This window comes from Streptomyces sp. A18, from assembly GCF_059026065.1.
Map to the genome: position 1 here is coordinate 118,643 of NZ_JBWLKL010000008.1, position 18,858 is coordinate 137,500.

Consider the following 18,858-nt stretch of genomic DNA (forward strand, 5'->3'; position numbering starts at 1 on the left):
CCCCGTTCCGCGGCCGTGACTTCGCGGTTAAGGCGCAGTCCCGTTACAGCGCGGTCTTGACCTTGATCTTGCCGCTGATGATGTCCTGCTCGGCCTTCTTCAGCGCGGCCTGCAGGTCCTTCATCTCCATGAACTCGGGGTTCGACTCGGCGAGCGCGACACCGCCGGACTTCAGGTCCGCACGGACCACGCCGCCCTTGGCAGTGTCATCCTGGACCGACTTGGTCAGGTTGTACACCGCTCCGGCGACGTCCTTGGTCGCCGAGGTCAGGATGTACTTCTTGTACTTGTCCAGGGCCTTCTGCTTGTACTGGTCGGAGTCGACACCGATCGCCCAGACCTTCTTCGCGGCGGCCGCCTCGATGACGCCCTGACCCGAGAGACCGGCCGCGTGGTAGACCACGTCGGCGCCACCCTCGATCTGGCCGCTCGCCGCCTCCTTGCCCTTGTCGGGGCTGGAGAAGCCGCCGTCCTCGGCCTTCTCGGTGAGCATCTGGCGCTTGATCTTCACCGACTTGTCGGTGTCCTTGACGCCCTGGACGAAGCCCGCCTCGAACTTGCGGATCAGGTTGTTGTTCACGCCGCCGACGAAGCCGACGCTCTTCTTCTTGCTGGCCTTGGCCGCGGCGACACCCGCGAGGTACGAGGACTGCTCCTCGTTGAAGACCAGGTCGGAGACGTTGTCCGCCTTGATGGTGGCGTCGTCGACGATGCCGAAGGTGACCTTCGGGAACTTCGCGGCGACCTCCTTCACGGCGGGGGCGTAGGCGTAGCCGATGCCGATCACCGGGTTGTAGCCCTGCTTGGCGAGCTCGGTCAGGCGCTGGGACTTGTCGGCGTCGGACTCGCCGTCCGTCGGCTCGACGGCCTTCTTGCCGACCTTCAGGTCCTTGGCGGCCTTGTCCATACCGGCGGTCGCGGCGTCGTTGAAGGACTGGTCGCCCTTGCCGCCGACGTCGTACGCGATGGCGACGCCCTTGTGCTTGCCGTCGCCCTTGGAACCGGCGGCGTCGCTGGACGTGCCGCCGCAAGCGGTGGCGGAGACGGCGAGGGCGGCGGTCGCGATGCCCGCTGCGGCAATTCGGGAAACCCGGCGCATAGAGAGGAACTCCTTATGTACAAGCAAGCACAAGCACGTACGAGCGCCTCACCTGGCGCTGATTTCGCCGCAGCGTAACGCGCGTAGACCTGACATAAGAACCCTTCTGTCCCGTCCGTTATCGAGCTGTGGCCGCGAGGTTGCGGGAGCATGGACGCACAGTGGGGCGCCCCGCACACGCGGGGCGCCCCAGCTGTCGCGGGTCGGGCTACGGCGTGGTCTTGACCGTGACCTTGCCGTCGACGATGTCCTTCTCGGCCTTCTCCACGGCGGCGACCACGTCCTTCATCGCCGCGTACTTCGGGTTGGAGTCGGCGAACCCGACGCGCCCGGACTTCAGGTCGTAGCGCTGCTCGCCCGTGATCGGCTTGCCCTCGACGACCGACTTCGTCAGGTCGTAGACCGCGCCGCCGACGTCCTTGAGCGCCGAGCCGAGGATGTAGTCCTTGTACTTGGCCAGGGCCTTCTGCTTGTACTGGTCGGAGTCGACGCCGATCGCCCACACCTTCTGGGAGCCGGCCTCCTGGATCACGCCCTGCCCGGAGAGCCCCGCCGCGTGGTAGAGCACGTCGGCGCCCGACTCGATCTGACCGCTCGCCGCGTTCTGTCCCTTGTCGGGGCTGTTGAAGCCGCCGTCCTCGGGCTTCTCGGTGAGGTACCTCTTCTCGATCTTGATCTTGGGGTCGATGGACTTGACCCCTTGCACGAAGCCCGCCTCGAACTTGTGGATGAGGTTGATGTCGACGCCGCCGATGAAGCCGACGTGGTCGGCCTTGGTCGCCTTCGCGGCGGCGACGCCCGCCAGGTAGGACCCCTGCTCCTCGTGGAACACGAGGTCGGCGACGTTGTCGGCCTTGACGGTGTTGTCGTCGATGATCCCGAACGTGGTCTTCGGGAACTTCGCCGCGGCCTCCTTGATGGCGGGGGCGTAGATGTACCCGACGCCGATCACCGGGTTGTAGCCCTGCTTGGCCAGCTGCTCGATGCGCTGGACCTTGTCGGCACTGGACTCGCCGTCGCCCGGCTCCATGTCCACGCCGCCGATCTTGAAGTCCTTGCGCGCCTTGTCGTATCCGGCGTATGCGGCGTCGTTGAACGACTGGTCGCCCTGGCCGCCGATGTCGTACGCGAGGCCGATGCCCTTGCCCTTGTACTCCGAGGAACCACCGGACTTGTCGCCCTCGTCCTCTGACGCCTCGCTGCTGGTCTTGCCGCACGCTGAGGCCGCGAGGGCGAGGGACGCCACCACGACGGCCACTTGGGAGAGCCTCGATCCCCGTGTTCCACGAGATCCTCGACGAAGACGCATAGGACGCACCCCTTACGTTCCCCAAAGCACCCTTGAAGGGCCTGATTTCGGCGCACAGTAACGCGCGTAGAAAGGGAGGGGAACGGGGTTTCGCACTGCCGTTACCTATTCGTGCCGAGGGCCGGTTACGTCCGGGTGAACGGGTGGTCCGTAACCGGCCGATAGCGGTGGTTACCTGTCGGCGCCGTCAAGCAGCGCCGCGGCGGTGAAGAGCTCGACGCCGACGGTGATCGCCGACTCGTCCGCGTCGAAGTCGCCCTGGTGCAGATCGCGGACGGTGCGCTCGCCGGGCGTACGGACGCCGAGGCGGGCCATGGCGCCGGGCAGGTGCTCCAGGTACCAGGAGAAGTCCTCGCCGCCCAGGCTCTGTTCGGTGTCCTCGACGGAGTGCGTCCCGCGCCGCAGCTCCATGGACTCGCGCAACAGGTCCGTCACCTCTGGGTCGTTCACGACGGGCGGCACCCCGCGGATGTAGTTCACCTCGGACTTGGCGCGGTAGAGGTCGGCGATCTCCTGGATGGCGCCGACCACCAGGTCGGGCGCCAGCCGCCAGGCGGCGAGGTCCAGGCAGCGGACGGTGCCGGAGAGTTCGGCGTGCTGCGGGATGACGTTGCAGGCGTGCCCGGACTCGATGCGGCCCCACGTCACGGAGAGGCCCGAGCGGGCGTCGACACGGCGGGCGACCAGGGCGGGGACCTCGGTGACGACCTTGGCGGCGGCGGTGACGAGGTCGGTGGTGAGGTGCGGGCGCGCGGTATGGCCGCCCGCTCCGTCGAGCGAGACCTCGAGCCGGTCGCAGGCGGAGGTGATCGGGCCGTGCCGGAGGCCGATCTTCCCGGCGTCGACGCGCGGATCACAGTGCACGCCGATGATCCGCCCGACCCCTTCGAGCACCCCGGACTCGATGGCATCGGGCGCGCCGCCGGGCAGGACCTCCTCGGCGGGCTGGAAGATCAGCCGTACGGGAAAGGGCAGTTGCCCCTGCTTGGCGAGCTCGGCCAGGACGAGCCCGGCGCCGAGCACCACGACGGTGTGCACGTCGTGTCCGCAGGCGTGGGCGCGGTCGGGCACGGTGGAGCGGTACGGCACGCCGAGCTTGGTGTCCGGGATGGGCAGCGCGTCGATGTCGGCACGCAGGGCGAGCATGGGGCGCACGCCGTCCCACTGTTCGGTGCCGATGTCACAGACGAGGCCGGTGCCGATGTCGAGTACGCGCGGCTCCAGACCTGCCCGCTCGAGCCGGGCCTTGAGGGCCGCGGTCGTACGGAACTCCTGGTTGCCGAGCTCGGGGTGCATGTGCAAGTCGCGGCGGAAGGCGATGAGTTCAGCGCGCAAGGCGTCCGGGAGCGCGCCGGGGAGTGCTGCTTCCCCGGGGGCGTCCCCCGCTGCTTCCCCGGGCAGATCGGCCTCGGACCCTCGCTCGGAATCTCGTGACATCAGTTGGTTCACCCTCTGAAGGGTAGGGCGAGGCCCGGGTCAACTGACCCACGATCAACAAAAGTTCAGCCCGATAGGGTAAGAAAAAGTGGCCGCGTGGCGCATAGCCGCTAGTTGAGGTGGGTAAACTCTCACGCCTTCCGGAGGGCTTCCAGGGGGAAAGACGCTGGTCACGCCGGGGCCACGGCCCCCCGCGGCGCCGCAGTCGGAGCCGATGCCACCGAAGCGAGGCGATGCACGTCACGCGCCGTGCCCGTGACGCCCGACAGGAAGCCCTGGGCCCGCGGCGACGCGTTCTCCGTCAGCCAGGCGGGGTCGATGTCGCACACCGCGACGCGGACCTCGGTGCCGGCGAGGGCCAGCGGCAGCGTGTGCACCACCGTCGAGGGGAAGCTCAGGATCGTGCTGCCGATCGGGCCTCGGCGGGCGATCAATTCGAGGGGGAGGTCGGGGCGGACCACTTGCAGGCCCGTCTCGACCGCAAGGCGGTGCAGCTTCTCGGAGCTCTCGCGCCGATGCGCGAAGTAGCGCGTCGCGCCGTGTGCGCGGGCCAGCGAGCGGACCGCCTCCACGTAGCGGTCCGGGTCCACCACGCCCGTCTCCACGAGTGAGGTGCCCACCAGGTCCGCCCCCTTCGAGACGCGGGGCGGGCCGAAGCGCTCCCGCGTCCAGGCGAAGGTGTTCGACGTGATGCGGACGCCCGCGGGCGCCGAGTCGATCGGCATGGAGGAGAACACCTCCACCGTGCGCTTGCCGCCGGGCGTCAGACGGCGCCGTGCGGAAGCGGAGATCGGGGCGAAGGCCAGGTCGCGCGCGCCGGGGCGGCCGCCGCGCCGGTGCCAGCGCACCAGGCGTTCCCCGGCCGCCAGCTGCGCCACGAACTCCATCGTGGCCGTGCCGTCGTCCACGACCACGAGCGAGCGGGCCCTGGTGATCGTCAACAACAGCTGTACGTAACGCGAGAACGGATCGCCGATCACGATCCGGTCCGCCGCCCGCAGCGAGCCCGTCAGGCCGCCGATCGTCTGGAAGGGAGCAGCCGCACCGCCGCGCGCCTCCTCCCAGCGGACGTTCAGGCCCTCGTCACGGGCCAGCTGGGCCATGCGGCGCAACTGGCCGCGGGTCATGGGGTCGTTCGGGGAGAGGACGACGACGGTGAGACCCCCGGCCGGGCCGGTCGCCCCTGCCGAATGCGCCCACTCAAGGACGTTGAGGAGCTGCACAGGGCTCTCTACGAACGCCAGCGTGGCGGGCGCCGCAGCGGTGGGGGCCAGCGGCCCGGGTCGGGGGCTCATCGTCGTATGACCGTGTCCTGTCCTTGTGGGGGGTCCCGGTGGGAATTCCCGGTAAGAGCGCCTGCGCGCTCAGACCGCGACCGGCTCGCGCTCGGCCGCGTCGGCCTCGGCGACGACGCCCGCGACGCGGCGCAGCTTCTTCATCGGACCGAGCTCCGACTCGTAGACCTTCTTGACGCCGTCACCGAGGGAGGCCTCGATGGTGCGGATGTCGCGGACGAGGCGCGTGAGGCCCTGGGGCTCCACCGATGCCGCCTGGTCCGAGCCCCACATGGCGCGGTCGAGCGTGATGTGGCGCTCCACGAAGGTGGCGCCGAGCGCGACCGCGGCGAGCGTGGTCTGCAGGCCCGTCTCGTGGCCGGAGTATCCGATCGGGACGTTCGGGAACTCCTGCTGGAGGGTGTTGATGACGCGGAGGTTCAGCTCCTCGGCCTTCGCCGGGTACGTCGACGTGGCGTGGCAGAGCAGGATGTTGTCCGAGCCGAGGACCTCGACCGCGTGACGGATCTGCTTCGGGGTCGACATGCCGGTGGAGAGGATGACCGTGCGGCCCGTGGCGCGCAGCGAGCGCAGCAGCTCGTCGTCGGTCAGGGAGGCCGACGCGACCTTGTGGGCCGGGACGTCGAACTTCTCCAGGAAGGTGACGGCCTCGGTGTCCCACGGCGATGCGAACCAGTCGATGCCACGCTTCTTGCAGTGCTCGCCGATGGCCTGGTACTCGGACTCGCCGAACTCCACGCGGTGGCGGTAGTCGATGTACGTCATCCGGCCCCAGGGGGTGTCGCGCTCGATGTCCCACTGGTCGCGCGGGGTGCAGATCTCCGGGGTGCGCTTCTGGAACTTGACCGCGTCGCAACCGGCGTCGGCGGCCACGTCGATCAGCGCGAGCGCGTTGTCGAGCTCGCCGTTGTGGTTGATGCCGATCTCACCGGTGATGTAGACGGGGTGGCCGGGACCGGCGGTCTTCGAACCGAAGGTGCGCAGACGGGAGTTGGAGCTCATGGCAGGAACTTTCCTTACTTGTTGAGGGAGGGGCCGAGGATCCATGCGGCGATCTCTCGGATCGCGCCGTCACCACCGGGGAGTGCGGTGACCGCGCGTGCGGCGCCGCGTACGACGTCGTGGGCGCTCGCGACCGCCACGGGCCAGCCGACGAGGCCGAAGCACGGGAGGTCGTTGACGTCGTTGCCGACGTAGAGCACGCGCTCGGGAGCGATGCCCTGCTCCTCGCACCACTGCTTGAGTGCGAGGTCCTTGCGGTCGATGCCGTGCAGGACGGGAAGCTTCAGCTTCCTGGCCCGCGCGGCGACGACCGGGTTCTGTTCCGTGGACAGGATCAGCAGCGGGATCCCCGCGTCACGCAGGGCCGCGATGCCGAGGCCGTCCCCGCGGTGCACGGAGACGAACTCCCGTCCTTCGGAGTCGATCAGCACCCTGTCGTCCGTCTGGGTGCCGTCGAAGTCGAGTACGACCGCGTCGATGTCGTCGCGGGTCGGAAGCGCGTCGGCCCGGCCGCCGTCGAACAGCGGGGCGAGCGCGCGGGCACGGGCGAGGTCGTGCGGGTCGTCGACCTCCAGCACGCGTGCCGGGTCGGTCCGAACGAGCTCGGTGCGCCCGAAGAAGCGGTGCTTGTGCTCGCGGAAGCCGGCCACGTCCATCGCGTAGACCGCGCCCGTCTCCAGGAGGTCCTGGGGGCGGTCCTGGCGGCGCGGCCGGAAGGACTTGTCGTGGTTGACGCCATAACCGCCGTCGGTGGCCGTCGCGTTGGCGACCTTCGTGGTGCCGCCCACCTCGCCGGTGCGCCGCGCGTCCAGGGCCGCGGGCTCGTCGTCGGCGTCGCGCCACACGAAGCCGTGGAAGGGCGCCACGGTCAGCGCCGTGTCCGCGCCGCCGTCGATGATCGAGCCGACGACGCCGTCCACGTCCTCGCGGACGATGAAGGGGCTGGTGCACTGCACGAGCAGGACCACGTCCACCGCGACGGAGTGCTGCGCCTCGTGCGCGTCCATCGCGTGCAGGACCGCGGCCTCGCTGGTCGCGGTGTCCCCCGCGATCGCCGCGGGCCGCAGGACGACCTCGGCGCCGGCCGAGCGCGCCGCCTCGGCGATCACGTGGTCGTCCGTGGAGACGACGACGTCCGTGACGAGCCGCGCGGCCAGGCACTCGCGGATGGCGCGCGCCACCAGGGGCACACCGCCGACCGGGGCGAGGTTCTTGGCGGGCACGCCCTTGGAACCGCCGCGGGCCGGGATGACGGCGAGGACACGGCGCGCTGGCGCGCTCCCTGGGGCGGGGTGGGACATGGGGGCTCCTTGAGAGGGGTGGGGGATCACGGCTCGCCCGCGGTTCGCGTCTCGGCCGCGGTTCACGTCTCGCCCGCGGTTCACGTCTCGCCCGCGGTTCACAGCTCGCCCATCCGCCGGATGACGGGGGCCACGCGCTGCACCCCGTGCCGGTAGGCGCCGCGCGCCGCGCTGCGGACGGCCTGGCGCACGGGGCCCGGCTCGCGGTCCGCCGCGGGGGCGCCCGGCAGCGGGGAGCCGTCCGGGCCGAGGTGGTGGCGGGCCAGGATGCCGGGGAGGTAGCCGGGGGCGGTGGTCAGGCTGTAGTACGGGGCGATCGCGGGCAGCGCGGGCTGCGCCAGGAGGCTCGCGACGCGCTCACGTGCCGCGTCGAAGGCCTTCTCGTACGTCCCGTCGGGCGCGACGCCCTGCCGAGCGACCCACTCCGGAGCGGCCTCGGGGCTGTACCCGGCGTCGATCTCGTCCCAGGACGCCAGGCATCCGGAGCCGATGAAGTGGTGGTTGCCGAGCGCCTCGCGCACCCCGAGGTCGGTGAGGACCGCGGTGGGAATGCGGCGGTGCAGGGATTCGAGCGCGGCGGTGGAGCTGACCGTGACGAGCAGGTCGGTACGGTCCAGGACCTCGCCCATGTTCCCGTAAACGAGGCGGCAGTTGGGCGGCAGGTCCTCACCCTTGGCGAGCTTCTGGTAGGGCAGTTCCTCGATGTGCGTGGTGTGTTCGCCGGGCTTGCTGCGCAACTTGATCAGGACCTCGCGGTCCGGGTGAAGCCGTGCGTGCTTGACCATGCGGCTCAGCAGGTACGTCCGGTGTGCGCGACTGTCCGGCACGGAGGGCTGCGCGGCGAAGACGACCGTGTAGGGGTCGTGCTTCTGGTCCTTCTTCTGGTCCTTCTCGAGGTAGGCGGCCCCGCCGAGGAACGGCAGCGCGCTCTCCACGACGCCCGACGCGTCGGCGCCCACTCCCTCGTACACGGCGCGGAAACGCTCCGCGTCCTGACGGGAGTTGGCGAGGACGACGTCCGCGCCGTGCCGAAGCAGCAGGCCGTCGGCGAGCTTCTCGTAGACGACGCCGACATAGCCGGTGACGACGACGGGCCGCCTGCTACCGGCGGATCCCTCCGCGATGCGGGCGAGCCCGTGCAGCACCGCCTGGACCGCGCCGCCCACGAGGGCGAGCACGATGACGTCGGGCGCTTCGCGCTCCACCTCGCGCAGGAACTCGACGGCGGTGACCTCGCGCAGGGAATCCGCGCGCACCCCGACCTCTTCGAGCTGCCGGACGGTGGGCGTGGCCCGGCCGCGGAGGAGGCGTCCGTCGAGGTGTGTGTCCGCTCCCTCGCCGGCGAGGCGGCTCGCGGTGAGCGCGCCCCATTTCCACCGGGTGTCGGAGTCGGCGAGCACGGTGATCCGTGTCGTCCCGCTGTTGCTTACTGGCACAGGAAGGACGCTAGGAAGGCATTGAGATTGGCGGCCCAACTCAGGTGCAACAAACGGTTAACAGCACGCCGACGAATGGCGAATCAGCCCGGGAAACCGCCGGTGGACAGGCGGGTTAACCATTCCGCCATGCGTCGTTCACCTGACATCTCACCTTCGGCCAAGACGAATGCCGGGCCGACACCTAACGTCACCCACGTGGTTAAGCTCTCCGTCATCGTGCCGTTCTACAACGTGCAGCAATACGCGCCCGACACCTTGAAGAGTCTGCGGGCGAACGCACGCGAAGACTTCGAATTCATTCTCGTCGACGACTGTTCGAAGGACGAGACTCCAGAGATCCTGGAGCGTGCCGCGCGCGAGCTGCCCGGCGCCGTCCATCTCAGACATGAGACGAACGGCGGTCTGGCGACCGCCCGCAACACGGGCCTTGACGCGGCGCGCGGCGAGTACCTCACCTTCCTGGACGGTGACGACTGGCTCGCACCCGGTTACTACGCACAACTCGTCGCGGCCATCGAGCAGTTGGGCTGCGACTTCGTGCGTACCGATCATGTGCAGTGCACCGCGCGGGCCCGCTCCGTCCACCGCGTCCCGCACGGCAGGCGCGGCGTCGTCATGCCGCCGCGGGACGTCATCCTGCCCGCTGACCGGTCGACGTCCGTCGACTACGCCTACGCCTGGGCGGGCATCTACCACCGGCGCCTGGCCGACCAGGGCCTCCTTCACTTCACGGACGGCCTGCGCACCGCGGAGGACCGGCCCTGGATCTGGCGGCTGCACCGCGAGGCGGAATCCTTCGCGGCGGTGGGTCTTCTCGGCGTTTTCTACCGGCGCGGGGTCGCGTCGTCACTGACACAGATCGGTGACGTACGCCAGCTCGATTTCATCCGGGCATTCGACCAGGTGGTCCGGGAAACGGCAGAGGACCGCGACGCGGACAAACTCCTGCCGAAGGCCGTCCGTACTTACTGCGCGATCATTTCCCACCATCTGGGATCCATCGAAAGGTTCGAGCCACAAGTGGCGCGGAAATTGAAGTCACTGAGTGCGGCCGCCCTGAAGCGGATGCCGCAGGGCGTTCTCGACGACGCCCTCGACTCCATGGACATACAGCGGGCGACCCGCCTTCGCCGGCTGCGCCGGCGCCCGGTGTCGGCGGAGGTGGCCGCGTAATGGCGACGACGCAGATCTTCTTCGCGTCCACGCTGTACGGCACCGCGACGCTCGCCGCCGCGATCGACGCCGACCTCTTCGGCCCCGCCGACCGGCGGCTGCTCCTGGTCAGCAACAACGCGGCGACACCGGAGACGACGGTCGCCGTCGACGAGATGCCGGGCTTCGGGCAGCTGCGGGACCGGTTCGACGACGTACGTTCCTGGAACGAGGCCATCTCCCCCTTCCACCCGGGCGGTTGGGCCCCCCGGTCGGACGACATCCCGATGTGGGAGCGGTACATCCGGCTCCTGTGGGACCTCGGTGACGACGACGTCGAGCTGGCCGTCGAGTCGATCCAGGTCAACCCGGCCCTGGCCCTCGCCCAGATCTTCACGGGCGCGCCCGTGGACGTCTACGCGGACGGCCTGATGAGCTACGGCCCGACCCGCAACAAGATCGACCCGCTGGTCGGCACGCGGGTGCGCCGCCTGCTGCACCTGGACCTGGTGCCGGGCCTGACCCCGCTGCTCCTGACCGAGTTCGACGTGGAGCCGCAGATCGTGCCGACCGAGGCCTTCCTGAAGGTGCTCGGGCGACTGGCCGACACCGGGACGGACGTCCCGGACATCGCCGAACCCGCCCTGCTGCTCGGCCAGTACCTCTCCGCACTCGGCATCCTGACCGCCGAGGAAGAGGAGGACCTGCACGTACGCATGGTGCGCGGCGCCGCCGAACTCGGCCATACGCGCGTGGTCTTCAAGCCGCACCCGACGGCCCCGGCCCGCTGGTCGCGGACGCTGGAGAAGGAGGCGGAGACGATCGGCGTGGAGCTGACCGTCCTGGACTCGCCGGTCCTCGCCGAAGTCCTCTACCAGCGCATGCGTCCCGCGCTGGTCATCGGCTGCTTCTCGACCGCGCTGCTCACCGCGTCCGCGCTCTACGACCTGCCGGTCGCCCGCACCGGCACGGAGACACTCCTGGAGCGGCTCGCGCCCTACCAGAACAGCAACCGCGTCCCGGTCACCATCGTGGACGCGCTGCTCCCCGACCTCGCCGACAAGAGCGCGGTCACCGGGCGCCGGCCGGGCATGCCGGTCGCCGACCTGGGCGGGCTGCTCGTCGCGGTCGGCTTCGCGATGCAGCCGCAGATCTACCCGCGCCGGCGCGGGGCCGCCGAGCGGTACCTCTCGATGAACCTCACCCCGCACACCTGGCGCTACTTCAAGCGGCGCCGCCTCACGGCCCTCGCCCTGCCCGGAGCGCTGCCCTCGCAGCTCTCGTTCATCCCGCGCAACGCGGCCGTACGCCGGGTCGCGCGCCGCGCCCGTTCGGTCCAGCGCTCCATCAAGCGGACCGCACTCGGATGACCTCTCCCCAAGCCACGCTCCCGAAGCACTCCCCGGGGGCGGACGCCCTGACGCGCACGATCGCGGCCCCTCCGGTGATCAGGCGCGCGCGGCCCCGCCTCAGGGCCCTTGACGGCCTGCGGCTCATCGCGGCCCTGATGGTCGCGGCCTACCACTACGGCGGCCGCGACGGCGAGATCGGCGAGGCCTGGGGCAGCTCGCCACAGCTCCAATTCCCCACCACCCACAGCTGGTTCGCCTACGGCTGCCTCGGCGTGCAGATCTTCTTCGTGATCAGCGGCTTCGTGATCTGCATGAGCGGCTGGGGCCGCCCGCTGCGCGCGTTCTTCGCCTCGCGCGCCTCGCGGCTCCTGCCCTCCTACTGGGCGGCGATCATCCTGGTGACGGCGGTCTTCGCGCTGCCCGTCGTGGCGTACCAGGCGGTCTCGCCCAGCGACGCCCTGGTGAATCTGACCATGCTGCAGCAACCGCTGGGCGTGGACCGGGTGTTGGGGGTCTGCTGGACGCTCTGGGCCGAGCTGCGCTTCTACGCCCTCTTCGCGCTCTGCGTCGTCATGCCGGGCGCGAACCGGGCCCGCGTGATCCTGTTCTGCGCGGTGTGGACCCTGGCCGCGGTCGTCGCGGAGGGCGCGAACGAGCCGCTGCTCGACCTCGTCCTGATGCCCGAGTACGCCCCCTTCTTCATCGGCGGCATCGGCATCTACCTCGTCCACCGCGACCGCAAGGACCTCACGGCCTGGGGCATCGTGGGCGTGAGCTGGCTGATCGGCCAGCACTACGCGGTCTCGCGCCTGTGGCACGCCCCGAACCCGGAGTTCTTCTCCTACCGCACGTCCTTCGGCATCATCGCGGTCGTGACGGCGGGCTTCGCGGCGGTCCTGCTCATCGCGCTCGGCGCGCTGCACCGGGTCGACTGGAAGTGGCTGACGGTGGCGGGAGCCCTGACGTACCCGTTCTACCTGGTGCACGAGCACCTGGGCTGGGTGACGGTGGCGGCGCTGCACCGGGGGCTCGGCCTCCCGTCGTACGCGACCTTCGGCCTGACGATCGCGGCGATGCTGCTGCTCGCGTGGCTGCTGAACCGTTTCGTGGAGGAGCGGCTCACGCCGCTGATCCGGAACGGTCTCATGACCCGGAAGTAGAGCCCTCCGTGTCGGCGCCTGTCTCCGTGGTGGTGTCGGCGGCGCCGTCCGCCGACACCGCACGGGCGACGTCGACGGCCTCACCCATGGCGACCTCGGCCTCCCCCATGGCGTCCACCAGCTCCTGGACCAGCCGCTCCAGCGTCTCGCCTTCGTTCATGGGGCCAGACTACGCTCGGCGGGTCTCCACCATCGTGGCCCCGATCCCGGCGACCACCGCGGCCAGACCCTTCTCGAACCCGCCGTCGTAGTCCCGGAACATCTCATAGCCGGCGGCCGCCGCGAGCGGATACGCGGCGAGGCGCTCGGCGCGGGCCGCCAGGTCGTAGCCGCCCTCCTCCTTCGCCGGGTCGGACCCCATGGACTGCTCCTCGATCACGTAGCCGATCGTGTAGCTGTACGCCGTGAGCCAGGCGCGGGCCGCGCCGCCCGGTGTGAAGCCCGCTGCGGTGAGCGTGCGCAGGTGGGCCTCCATGGGGGCGGCGTACGACATGTCCGTGAAGTGCGTACCGCTGTAGACCTTCGCGCCGTCGCGGTACTTCAGCAGGTGCTGCCGCAGGCCCCGCATCGCGGCGGCGAGGGCGGTCGGCCACTCGGCGTCCGGCGTCCCGCCCGCCGTGAGGTCCGCGTTCATGCGCCGCAGCATCTCCGTCGCCATCTCGTCGAGCAGCGCCTGCTTGTCCTTGAAGTGCCAGTACAGAGCGGGCGCCTTGACGTCCAGTTCCTTGGCGATGGCGCGCAGGGAGAGCCCTTCGAGGCCCGTCTCGTTCAGGAGCTTCAGGGCGGCGCGCGCCACGCGGGTGCGGTCCAGGGGTGTCGTAGCCACCTTGACAATTTAACACCGTTAAGCGCAGGCTCTGGAGCATGGGACTTAACAGCGTTAAGGACATGAGGGACGTCGGGGGCGGCGCGGCCGGGCTCATGACGGACGTACTCGTCGTGGGCGCGGGGCCCACCGGCCTGACCCTCGCCTGCGACCTCGCCCGTCGCGGCGTGCGCGCCCTGGTCGTGGAGCGGGCCGACACCCTCTTCCCCGGATCACGCGGCAAGGGCATCCAGCCCCGCACCCAGGAGGTCTTCGACGACCTCGGCGTCATCGAGGCGGCCGAGGCGGCGGGCGGCACCTACCCGGTCGGCATGGTCTGGAAGGACGGTGAGCGGCAGGGCGAGCACCGGCTGTTCGACGAGAAGGAGCCGACGGAGGACTCCCCGTATGACCGGCCACTGATGGTCCCGCAGTGGCGTACGCAGGAGATCCTGTACGCCCGCCTACGCGAACTCGGCGGCGACGAGATCGAGTTCGGCGCCGCGCTGACCGGCCTCACGCAGGACGACGAGGGCGTCACCGCGCGGCTCGCGGACGGCAGGACCGTCCGCGCGGCCTACGTCGTGGCGGCCGACGGCGGTCGCTCGACCGTGCGCGCGGCACTCGGTATCGGCATGACGGGCGATTGGGGTCTCCCCTGCTCGAACGAAGCTGAGAGCTCGGGGAAGGTCGACCCGCACCCGATCCTCGTCGCCGACGTCCGCATCCCCACCCTGGACCGCGACAACTGGCACATGTTCCCGCCCGCCACCGAGGGCGCGGGCTTCCTGGCGATCTGCCCGCTCGCGGGCACGCCGGACTTCCAGCTGACGGCCCAGTTCACGGACGGGACCGGCCCCGACACCTCGCTCGAAGGCGTACGCAAGGTCGTCGCCGCCCGTACGCACCTCACCGCCGACGAGGTGACCGAAGTGCGCTGGGCCTCCGACTTCCGGCCGCGCGCGGCGCTCGCGGACCGGTTTCGCGCGGGCCGCGTGTTCCTGGCCGGTGACGCGGCGCACGTGCACTCACCGGCGGGCGGGCAGGGCCTGAACACCAGCGTGCAGGACGCGTACAACCTGGGCTGGAAGCTGGGCGCGGTCCTGAGGAGCGGCGCACCCGTGACCCTCCTCGACACCTACGAGGCCGAGCGCCTGCCCAACGCCGCACGGATGCTGGGCCTTTCCACCCGCGTCCACCGCGGCGAGGAGCGGCGCGGGGAGGCCACGCGCCAACTGGGCCTGGGGTATCGGGACAGCTCCCTCGCCGTGGAGACCCGTACGGGCCTCGCGGACGAGGCGCTGCGGGCGGGCGACCGCGCGCCGGACGGGCCGTGCGCCGGGGGGAGGCTGTTCGACGCGTTCAGGGGCCCGCACTTCACGCTGCTCGCGGTGGGCACGGATGCCGAACTTCCGTCACTGGACGAGGAGTTGGTGAACGTACTCCGCATCGGTGCGTACGCACCCTACGGCAAGGGCCTCTTCCTGGTGCGCCCCGACGGGTACGTCGGCTGGGCGGGCGATGAGACGACGGGCCTGACGCGATACCTGGGGAAATTCCACCGGGACAGTTGACCTCAATCAAACTTGAGGTTCTACGTTCTGGGCATGGAAACCTTCACGTACTCCCACAGCGACGAAGACCTCATCACCCAGCCCATCGGTTACTGGGCATCGGCCGCGGGTGAAGCCGTCGTCCACCACATCCGCACCATGCTCGCCGAGTTCGGAGTCACCCAGCCCGAGTGGTGGATCCTGAACCAGATCATCGCCGAGAACGGCAAGGACAAGGCAGCCGTCGTGGCCACGCTGCGCGGCTATCTGAACGTGGGCGACGGCTCCCTGCACCACGACATCCGCGCCCTGCGCGACCGCGGCCTGCTCACCGAGGGCGGCGACGGCCGTCTCCGCATCACCGACGAGGGCCGCGCGCTCCGGGAAGAGGCCGCCGCGCGGCAGAGCAAGACCCGTGCGGAGATCCACGCGGGCATCACGGACGAGGAGTACATCCGCACCCTCAAGGTGCTCCAGCGCATGATCCACAACGTCGGCGGATCAGCCTGGCACCACTGAGCTCAGCCGCCGGCGAGCGACAGCTTCGCCGCGAACCCGAGGAACAGCGCGCCCGCCGCCGACGTGGCTCCCGCCGAGAGCCGCTTGCGGCGGCGGAACGCGGCCGACAGCTTGGTGCCGCTGAAGATCAGGGCGGTGAGGTAGAGGACGCTCGCCGCCTGGGCGAGGACTCCGAGCACCAGGAAGGAGAGCGCGGGGTAGGCGTATCCGGGGTCGACGAACTGCACGAAGAAGGCGATGAAGAAGAGAATGGCCTTCGGGTTGAGCAGGCTGATCACCAGGGCCCTGCGGAACGGCCGTTCCCCCGCCCCGGCGGCCCCGGACTCCCCGCCCTCCTGCTCGGCGACCGGCTCGCGCCGCGCGCGCCACATACCGACGGCGGTGCGCAGCATCCCGAAGGCGAGCCAGGTCAGATATCCGGCGCCGGCGTACTTCACGATGCCGAAGAGCAGGGCGTTGGCCTGGAGGAGCGAGGCGACACCGGCCGCCGAGAGCGTCATCAGGACGGCGTCGCCGCACCACACGCCGGCCGCCGCGGTATAGCCGGTGCGTACGCCGCGTCGCGCGGCCACGGAGAGCACGTACAGCGAGTTCGGCCCCGGCAGCAGAATGATCAGGGCGAGGCCCGCGAGATAGGTCGGAAGATCGGTGACACCCAGCATGGGCGGAGTGTCGCACGCGCGTACGACATAGCGGACGCGGTGTCCGCACAGCGGACACCGCGTCCCCAGTCAGCGCTTCAGAACGCGTCCGTCGGCACGTACGCCCCCCACACCTCCCGCAGCGCGTCGCACACCTCGCCCACCGTCGCCCGCGCCCGCAGCGCGTCCTTCATCGGGTAGAGGACATTGGCGTCCCCCTTCGCCGCCTCCCGGAGCGAGGAGAGCGCCGCGTCCACCGCGCCCTGGTCCCGCTCCGCCCGCAGCTTCGCCAGGCGGGCCGCCTGCTGGGCCTCGATGGCGGGGTCGACGCGGAGGGGTTCGTAGGGCTCCTCCTCGTCCAGCTGGTAGCGGTTGACGCCGACCACGACGCGTTCGCCGGAGTCGGTCTCCTGGGCGATGCGGTAGGCGCTGCGCTCGATCTCGTTCTTCTGGAAGCCGTCCTCGATGGCGGCCACCGCGCCGCCCATGTCCTCGACGCGCTCCATGAGTTCGAGGGTCGCGGCCTCGACGTCGTCCGTCATCTTCTCGACGACGTACGACCCGGCGAACGGGTCGACCGTGGCCGTCACGTCCGTCTCGTACGCAAGGACCTGCTGCGTACGCAGGGCGAGGCGCGCGCTCTTGTCGGTCGGCAGCGCGATCGCCTCGTCGAAGGAGTTCGTGTGCAGGGACTGCGTGCCGCCGAGCACCGCGCCCAGGCCCTGGACCGCGACCCGGACGAGGTTCACCTCGGGCTGCTGTGCGGTGAGCTGGACCCCGGCCGTCTGCGTGTGGAAGCGCAGCATCAGGGACTTGGGGTTCTCGGCGCCGAACTCCTCGCGCATCACACGGGCCCAAATGCGCCTGGCCGCACGGAACTTGGCGACCTCCTCCAGGAGCGTCGTACGCGCCACGAAGAAGAAGGACAGGCGGGGCGCGAAGTCGTCCACGTCCATTCCGGCGGCGACCGCCGTCCGTACGTACTCGATGCCGTCGGCGAGGGTGAAGGCGATCTCCTGCGCGGGCGTCGCGCCCGCCTCGGCCATGTGATAGCCGGAGATGGAGATGGTGTTCCACTTCGGGATCTCGGCCCGGCAGTACTTGAAGATGTCCGCGATCAGGCGCAGCGACGGCTTGGGCGGGAAGATGTACGTCCCGCGCGCGATGTACTCCTTCAGGACGTCGTTCTGGATCGTGCCCGTCAGCGCGCCGGGGTCCACCCCCTGTTCCTCGCCGACCAGTTGGTACATCAGAAGCAGCAGGGCGGCGGGGGCGTTGATCGTCATCGATGTCGACACCTTGTCCAGCGGGATGCCGCCGAACAGGATCCGCATGTCGTCGACCGAGTCGATCGCGACCCCGACCTTGCCGACCTCGCCGGAGGCGATCGGCGCGTCCGAGTCGTGGCCCATCTGCGTGGGCAGGTCGAAGGCGACCGAGAGGCCCGTCGTGCCGTTCGCGATCAGTTGCTTGTACCGGGCGTTGGACTCGACGGCCGTACCGAAGCCGGCGTACTGGCGCATCGTCCAGGGGCGGCCGGTGTACATGGACGGGTACACGCCGCGCGTGAAGGGGTACGCGCCGGGTGCGCCCAGCTTCGTCGCCGGGTCCCAGCCGTCGAGGGTCTCCGGTCCGTACACGGGCTCGACGGGCAGTCCGGACTCCGACTCACGCGCCATCACTCTGTGCCTCCTGCCCGAGATCCCTGCTGACCCCTGCTGACCCCTGCCGATCCCTGCCGATCCCTGCCGATCCCTGCCGATCCCTGCCGGAGATCCTTCTCCGTTACTTCTCCGGTATGGCGGTCCTCCTCCAGCATGCGGCAACGTTCAGGGGTGGTCACTCGCGGGAAGCACTCTCAGCGAGTCTGTCGATGCGTCGAGCGATGACGGGGGTCGTTGTGGGCAAAGGTGCGATAGCCGTGGGGGCCGTGGTCGCGGTCGCCCTCGTGGGCGGGTGCAAGGCGCAGGCCGTCGACTCGGACGGCAAGGCGCAGCCGGTCAAGATCTCTCCCACCAAGATCTCTCCCACCAAGACGAAACAGGACGGCCCCGATAAGCCGTCCGGGAAACCGGAGCGGACGGCGGCCCCGAAGCCGCCCCCGAGGACCCTGCTCGCCCCGGGACAGCGCGGCGGCCAGGTGCGGGAGCTGCAGGCCAGGCTCCGCCAGATCGCCTGGTTCTTCGACGACCCGTCGGAGACGTACGGCGCGTCCACGGCCACCGCGGTCAAGGGGTTCCAGGGCAAGCGCGGGCTTCCGCGCACGGGTAGAACGGACACGGTCACCTGGCAGAAGCTGGTCGGCATGACGCGCAAGCCCACGAAATACGAGCTGTACTCGGGGGGCGGTATCCCGGCGTCGAAGCCCGACAAGCGCTGTCTGACCGGCCGCGTCCTGTGCATCAGCAAGGAGAGCCGCACGCTGACCTGGATGGTCGACGGCAAGGCCATGTCGACGATGGACGTGCGCTTCGGCTCGCAGTACACGCCCACGCGCGACGGCGAGTTCACCGTCTACTGGAAGTCCCGGCACCACGTCTCGACGCTGTACGACACGGCCATGCCGTACGCGATGTTCTTCAGCGGCGGCCAGGCGGTGCACTTCTCGTCGGACTTCGCGGCGACCGGCTACAACGGCGCTTCGCACGGCTGCGTGAACGTACGGGACCAGAAGAAGATCGCGAGCCTGTTCGCACAGGTGCGGAAGGGCGACAAGGTCGTCGTCTACAAGTAATCAGCGTGGGCGGGATCGGGGGAACGTCTCCCGCCCACGCTGGTGGCACCGAGCCAAAGG

The 18,858-nt window shown here is 70.0% G+C and carries 17 protein-coding genes; 6 read left to right on the plus strand and 11 right to left on the minus strand.

Annotated features, from left to right (window positions below; translation table 11 throughout):
• Nucleotides 1-43 precede the first annotated feature (43 nt).
• From AC5P1C_RS15835 to AC5P1C_RS15865, 7 genes are all read right to left on the minus strand, one after another.
• Nucleotides 44-1,099, minus strand: a complete 1,056-nt coding sequence (locus tag AC5P1C_RS15835) for a BMP family lipoprotein (protein WP_493866457.1) — start codon at nucleotides 1,097-1,099, stop codon at nucleotides 44-46.
• Between the two features lie 208 nt (nucleotides 1,100-1,307).
• Nucleotides 1,308-2,408: a BMP family lipoprotein gene (locus tag AC5P1C_RS15840; RefSeq protein ID WP_493866458.1), complete on the minus strand. Its 1,101-nt coding sequence runs from the start codon at nucleotides 2,406-2,408 to the stop codon at nucleotides 1,308-1,310.
• Between the two features lie 171 nt (nucleotides 2,409-2,579).
• Nucleotides 2,580-3,845: a M20 family metallopeptidase gene (locus tag AC5P1C_RS15845; protein WP_493866459.1), complete on the minus strand. Its 1,266-nt coding sequence runs from the start codon at nucleotides 3,843-3,845 to the stop codon at nucleotides 2,580-2,582.
• Nucleotides 3,846-4,015: 170 nt separating this feature from the next.
• Nucleotides 4,016-5,140 (minus strand): hypothetical protein, encoded by a 1,125-nt coding sequence (locus AC5P1C_RS15850; protein ID WP_493866460.1) that lies wholly within the window; start codon nucleotides 5,138-5,140, stop codon nucleotides 4,016-4,018.
• 69 nt (nucleotides 5,141-5,209) lie between these two features.
• Nucleotides 5,210-6,142: an N-acetylneuraminate synthase family protein gene (locus tag AC5P1C_RS15855; RefSeq protein WP_493866461.1), complete on the minus strand. Its 933-nt coding sequence runs from the start codon at nucleotides 6,140-6,142 to the stop codon at nucleotides 5,210-5,212.
• A gap of 14 nt (nucleotides 6,143-6,156) precedes the next feature.
• Nucleotides 6,157-7,443 (minus strand): cytidylyltransferase domain-containing protein, encoded by a 1,287-nt coding sequence (locus AC5P1C_RS15860; protein ID WP_493866462.1) that lies wholly within the window; start codon nucleotides 7,441-7,443, stop codon nucleotides 6,157-6,159.
• Nucleotides 7,444-7,541: 98 nt separating this feature from the next.
• Entirely contained in the window at nucleotides 7,542-8,879 is a 1,338-nt protein-coding gene (locus AC5P1C_RS15865) for a DUF6716 putative glycosyltransferase (protein WP_493866463.1), read from the minus strand.
• Between the two features lie 198 nt (nucleotides 8,880-9,077).
• On the opposite strand from AC5P1C_RS15865, the gene AC5P1C_RS15870 reads away from it, so the two are divergent.
• From AC5P1C_RS15870 to AC5P1C_RS15880, 3 genes are read left to right on the plus strand one after another with little or no spacing between them, the layout of a single operon-like run.
• The gene (locus AC5P1C_RS15870) at nucleotides 9,078-10,055 is read left to right on the plus strand and encodes a glycosyltransferase family 2 protein (protein ID WP_493866464.1); all 978 of its coding nucleotides are present in this window, start codon (nucleotides 9,078-9,080) and stop codon (nucleotides 10,053-10,055) included.
• Nucleotides 10,055-11,404, plus strand: a complete 1,350-nt coding sequence (locus AC5P1C_RS15875; RefSeq protein WP_493866465.1) for an alpha-2,8-polysialyltransferase family protein — start codon at nucleotides 10,055-10,057, stop codon at nucleotides 11,402-11,404. The genes AC5P1C_RS15870 and AC5P1C_RS15875 overlap by 1 nt, the downstream gene beginning before the upstream one ends.
• Complete coding sequence (locus AC5P1C_RS15880; RefSeq protein WP_493866466.1) at nucleotides 11,401-12,546, plus strand: acyltransferase family protein; 1,146 nt, start codon at nucleotides 11,401-11,403, stop codon at nucleotides 12,544-12,546. Before AC5P1C_RS15875 ends, AC5P1C_RS15880 begins: the two co-directional genes overlap by 4 nt.
• On the opposite strand, the gene AC5P1C_RS15885 is transcribed toward AC5P1C_RS15880, so the two are convergent.
• On the minus strand, nucleotides 12,530-12,706 hold the full coding sequence (locus AC5P1C_RS15885) for a hypothetical protein (RefSeq protein WP_493866467.1): 177 nt from the start codon (nucleotides 12,704-12,706) through the stop codon (nucleotides 12,530-12,532). The two genes, AC5P1C_RS15880 and AC5P1C_RS15885, sit on opposite strands and share 17 nt — an antisense overlap.
• A gap of 9 nt (nucleotides 12,707-12,715) precedes the next feature.
• Nucleotides 12,716-13,372: a TetR/AcrR family transcriptional regulator C-terminal domain-containing protein gene (locus tag AC5P1C_RS15890; protein ID WP_493866468.1), complete on the minus strand. Its 657-nt coding sequence runs from the start codon at nucleotides 13,370-13,372 to the stop codon at nucleotides 12,716-12,718.
• A 62-nt stretch (nucleotides 13,373-13,434) separates the two neighbouring features.
• Here AC5P1C_RS15890 and AC5P1C_RS15895 point away from each other — a divergent pair, with 62 nt between their 5' ends.
• Together AC5P1C_RS15895 and AC5P1C_RS15900 are read left to right on the plus strand one after the other, a co-directional pair.
• Entirely contained in the window at nucleotides 13,435-14,925 is a 1,491-nt protein-coding gene (locus AC5P1C_RS15895) for an FAD-dependent oxidoreductase (RefSeq protein WP_493866469.1), read from the plus strand.
• A 33-nt stretch (nucleotides 14,926-14,958) separates the two neighbouring features.
• Nucleotides 14,959-15,423 carry a MarR family winged helix-turn-helix transcriptional regulator gene (locus AC5P1C_RS15900; protein WP_493866470.1) on the plus strand — a complete coding sequence of 155 codons (465 nt, stop codon included), beginning with the start codon at nucleotides 14,959-14,961 and terminating at the stop codon, nucleotides 15,421-15,423.
• A 2-nt stretch (nucleotides 15,424-15,425) separates the two neighbouring features.
• Here the strand turns inward: AC5P1C_RS15900 and leuE are convergent, their stop codons facing one another.
• Both leuE and AC5P1C_RS15910 read right to left on the minus strand, forming a co-directional pair.
• Nucleotides 15,426-16,085 carry a leucine efflux protein LeuE gene (leuE, locus tag AC5P1C_RS15905; protein ID WP_493866471.1) on the minus strand — a complete coding sequence of 220 codons (660 nt, stop codon included), beginning with the start codon at nucleotides 16,083-16,085 and terminating at the stop codon, nucleotides 15,426-15,428.
• Nucleotides 16,086-16,162: 77 nt separating this feature from the next.
• A complete protein-coding gene (locus AC5P1C_RS15910) occupies nucleotides 16,163-17,743 on the minus strand; it encodes an acyl-CoA mutase large subunit family protein (protein WP_493866472.1) in 1,581 nt (526 codons plus the stop codon).
• Nucleotides 17,744-17,949: 206 nt separating this feature from the next.
• Here AC5P1C_RS15910 and AC5P1C_RS15915 point away from each other — a divergent pair, with 206 nt between their 5' ends.
• Nucleotides 17,950-18,798, plus strand: coding sequence for a L,D-transpeptidase family protein (locus AC5P1C_RS15915; RefSeq protein WP_493866473.1), 849 nt, complete (start codon nucleotides 17,950-17,952; stop codon nucleotides 18,796-18,798).
• Nucleotides 18,799-18,858 lie beyond the last annotated feature (60 nt).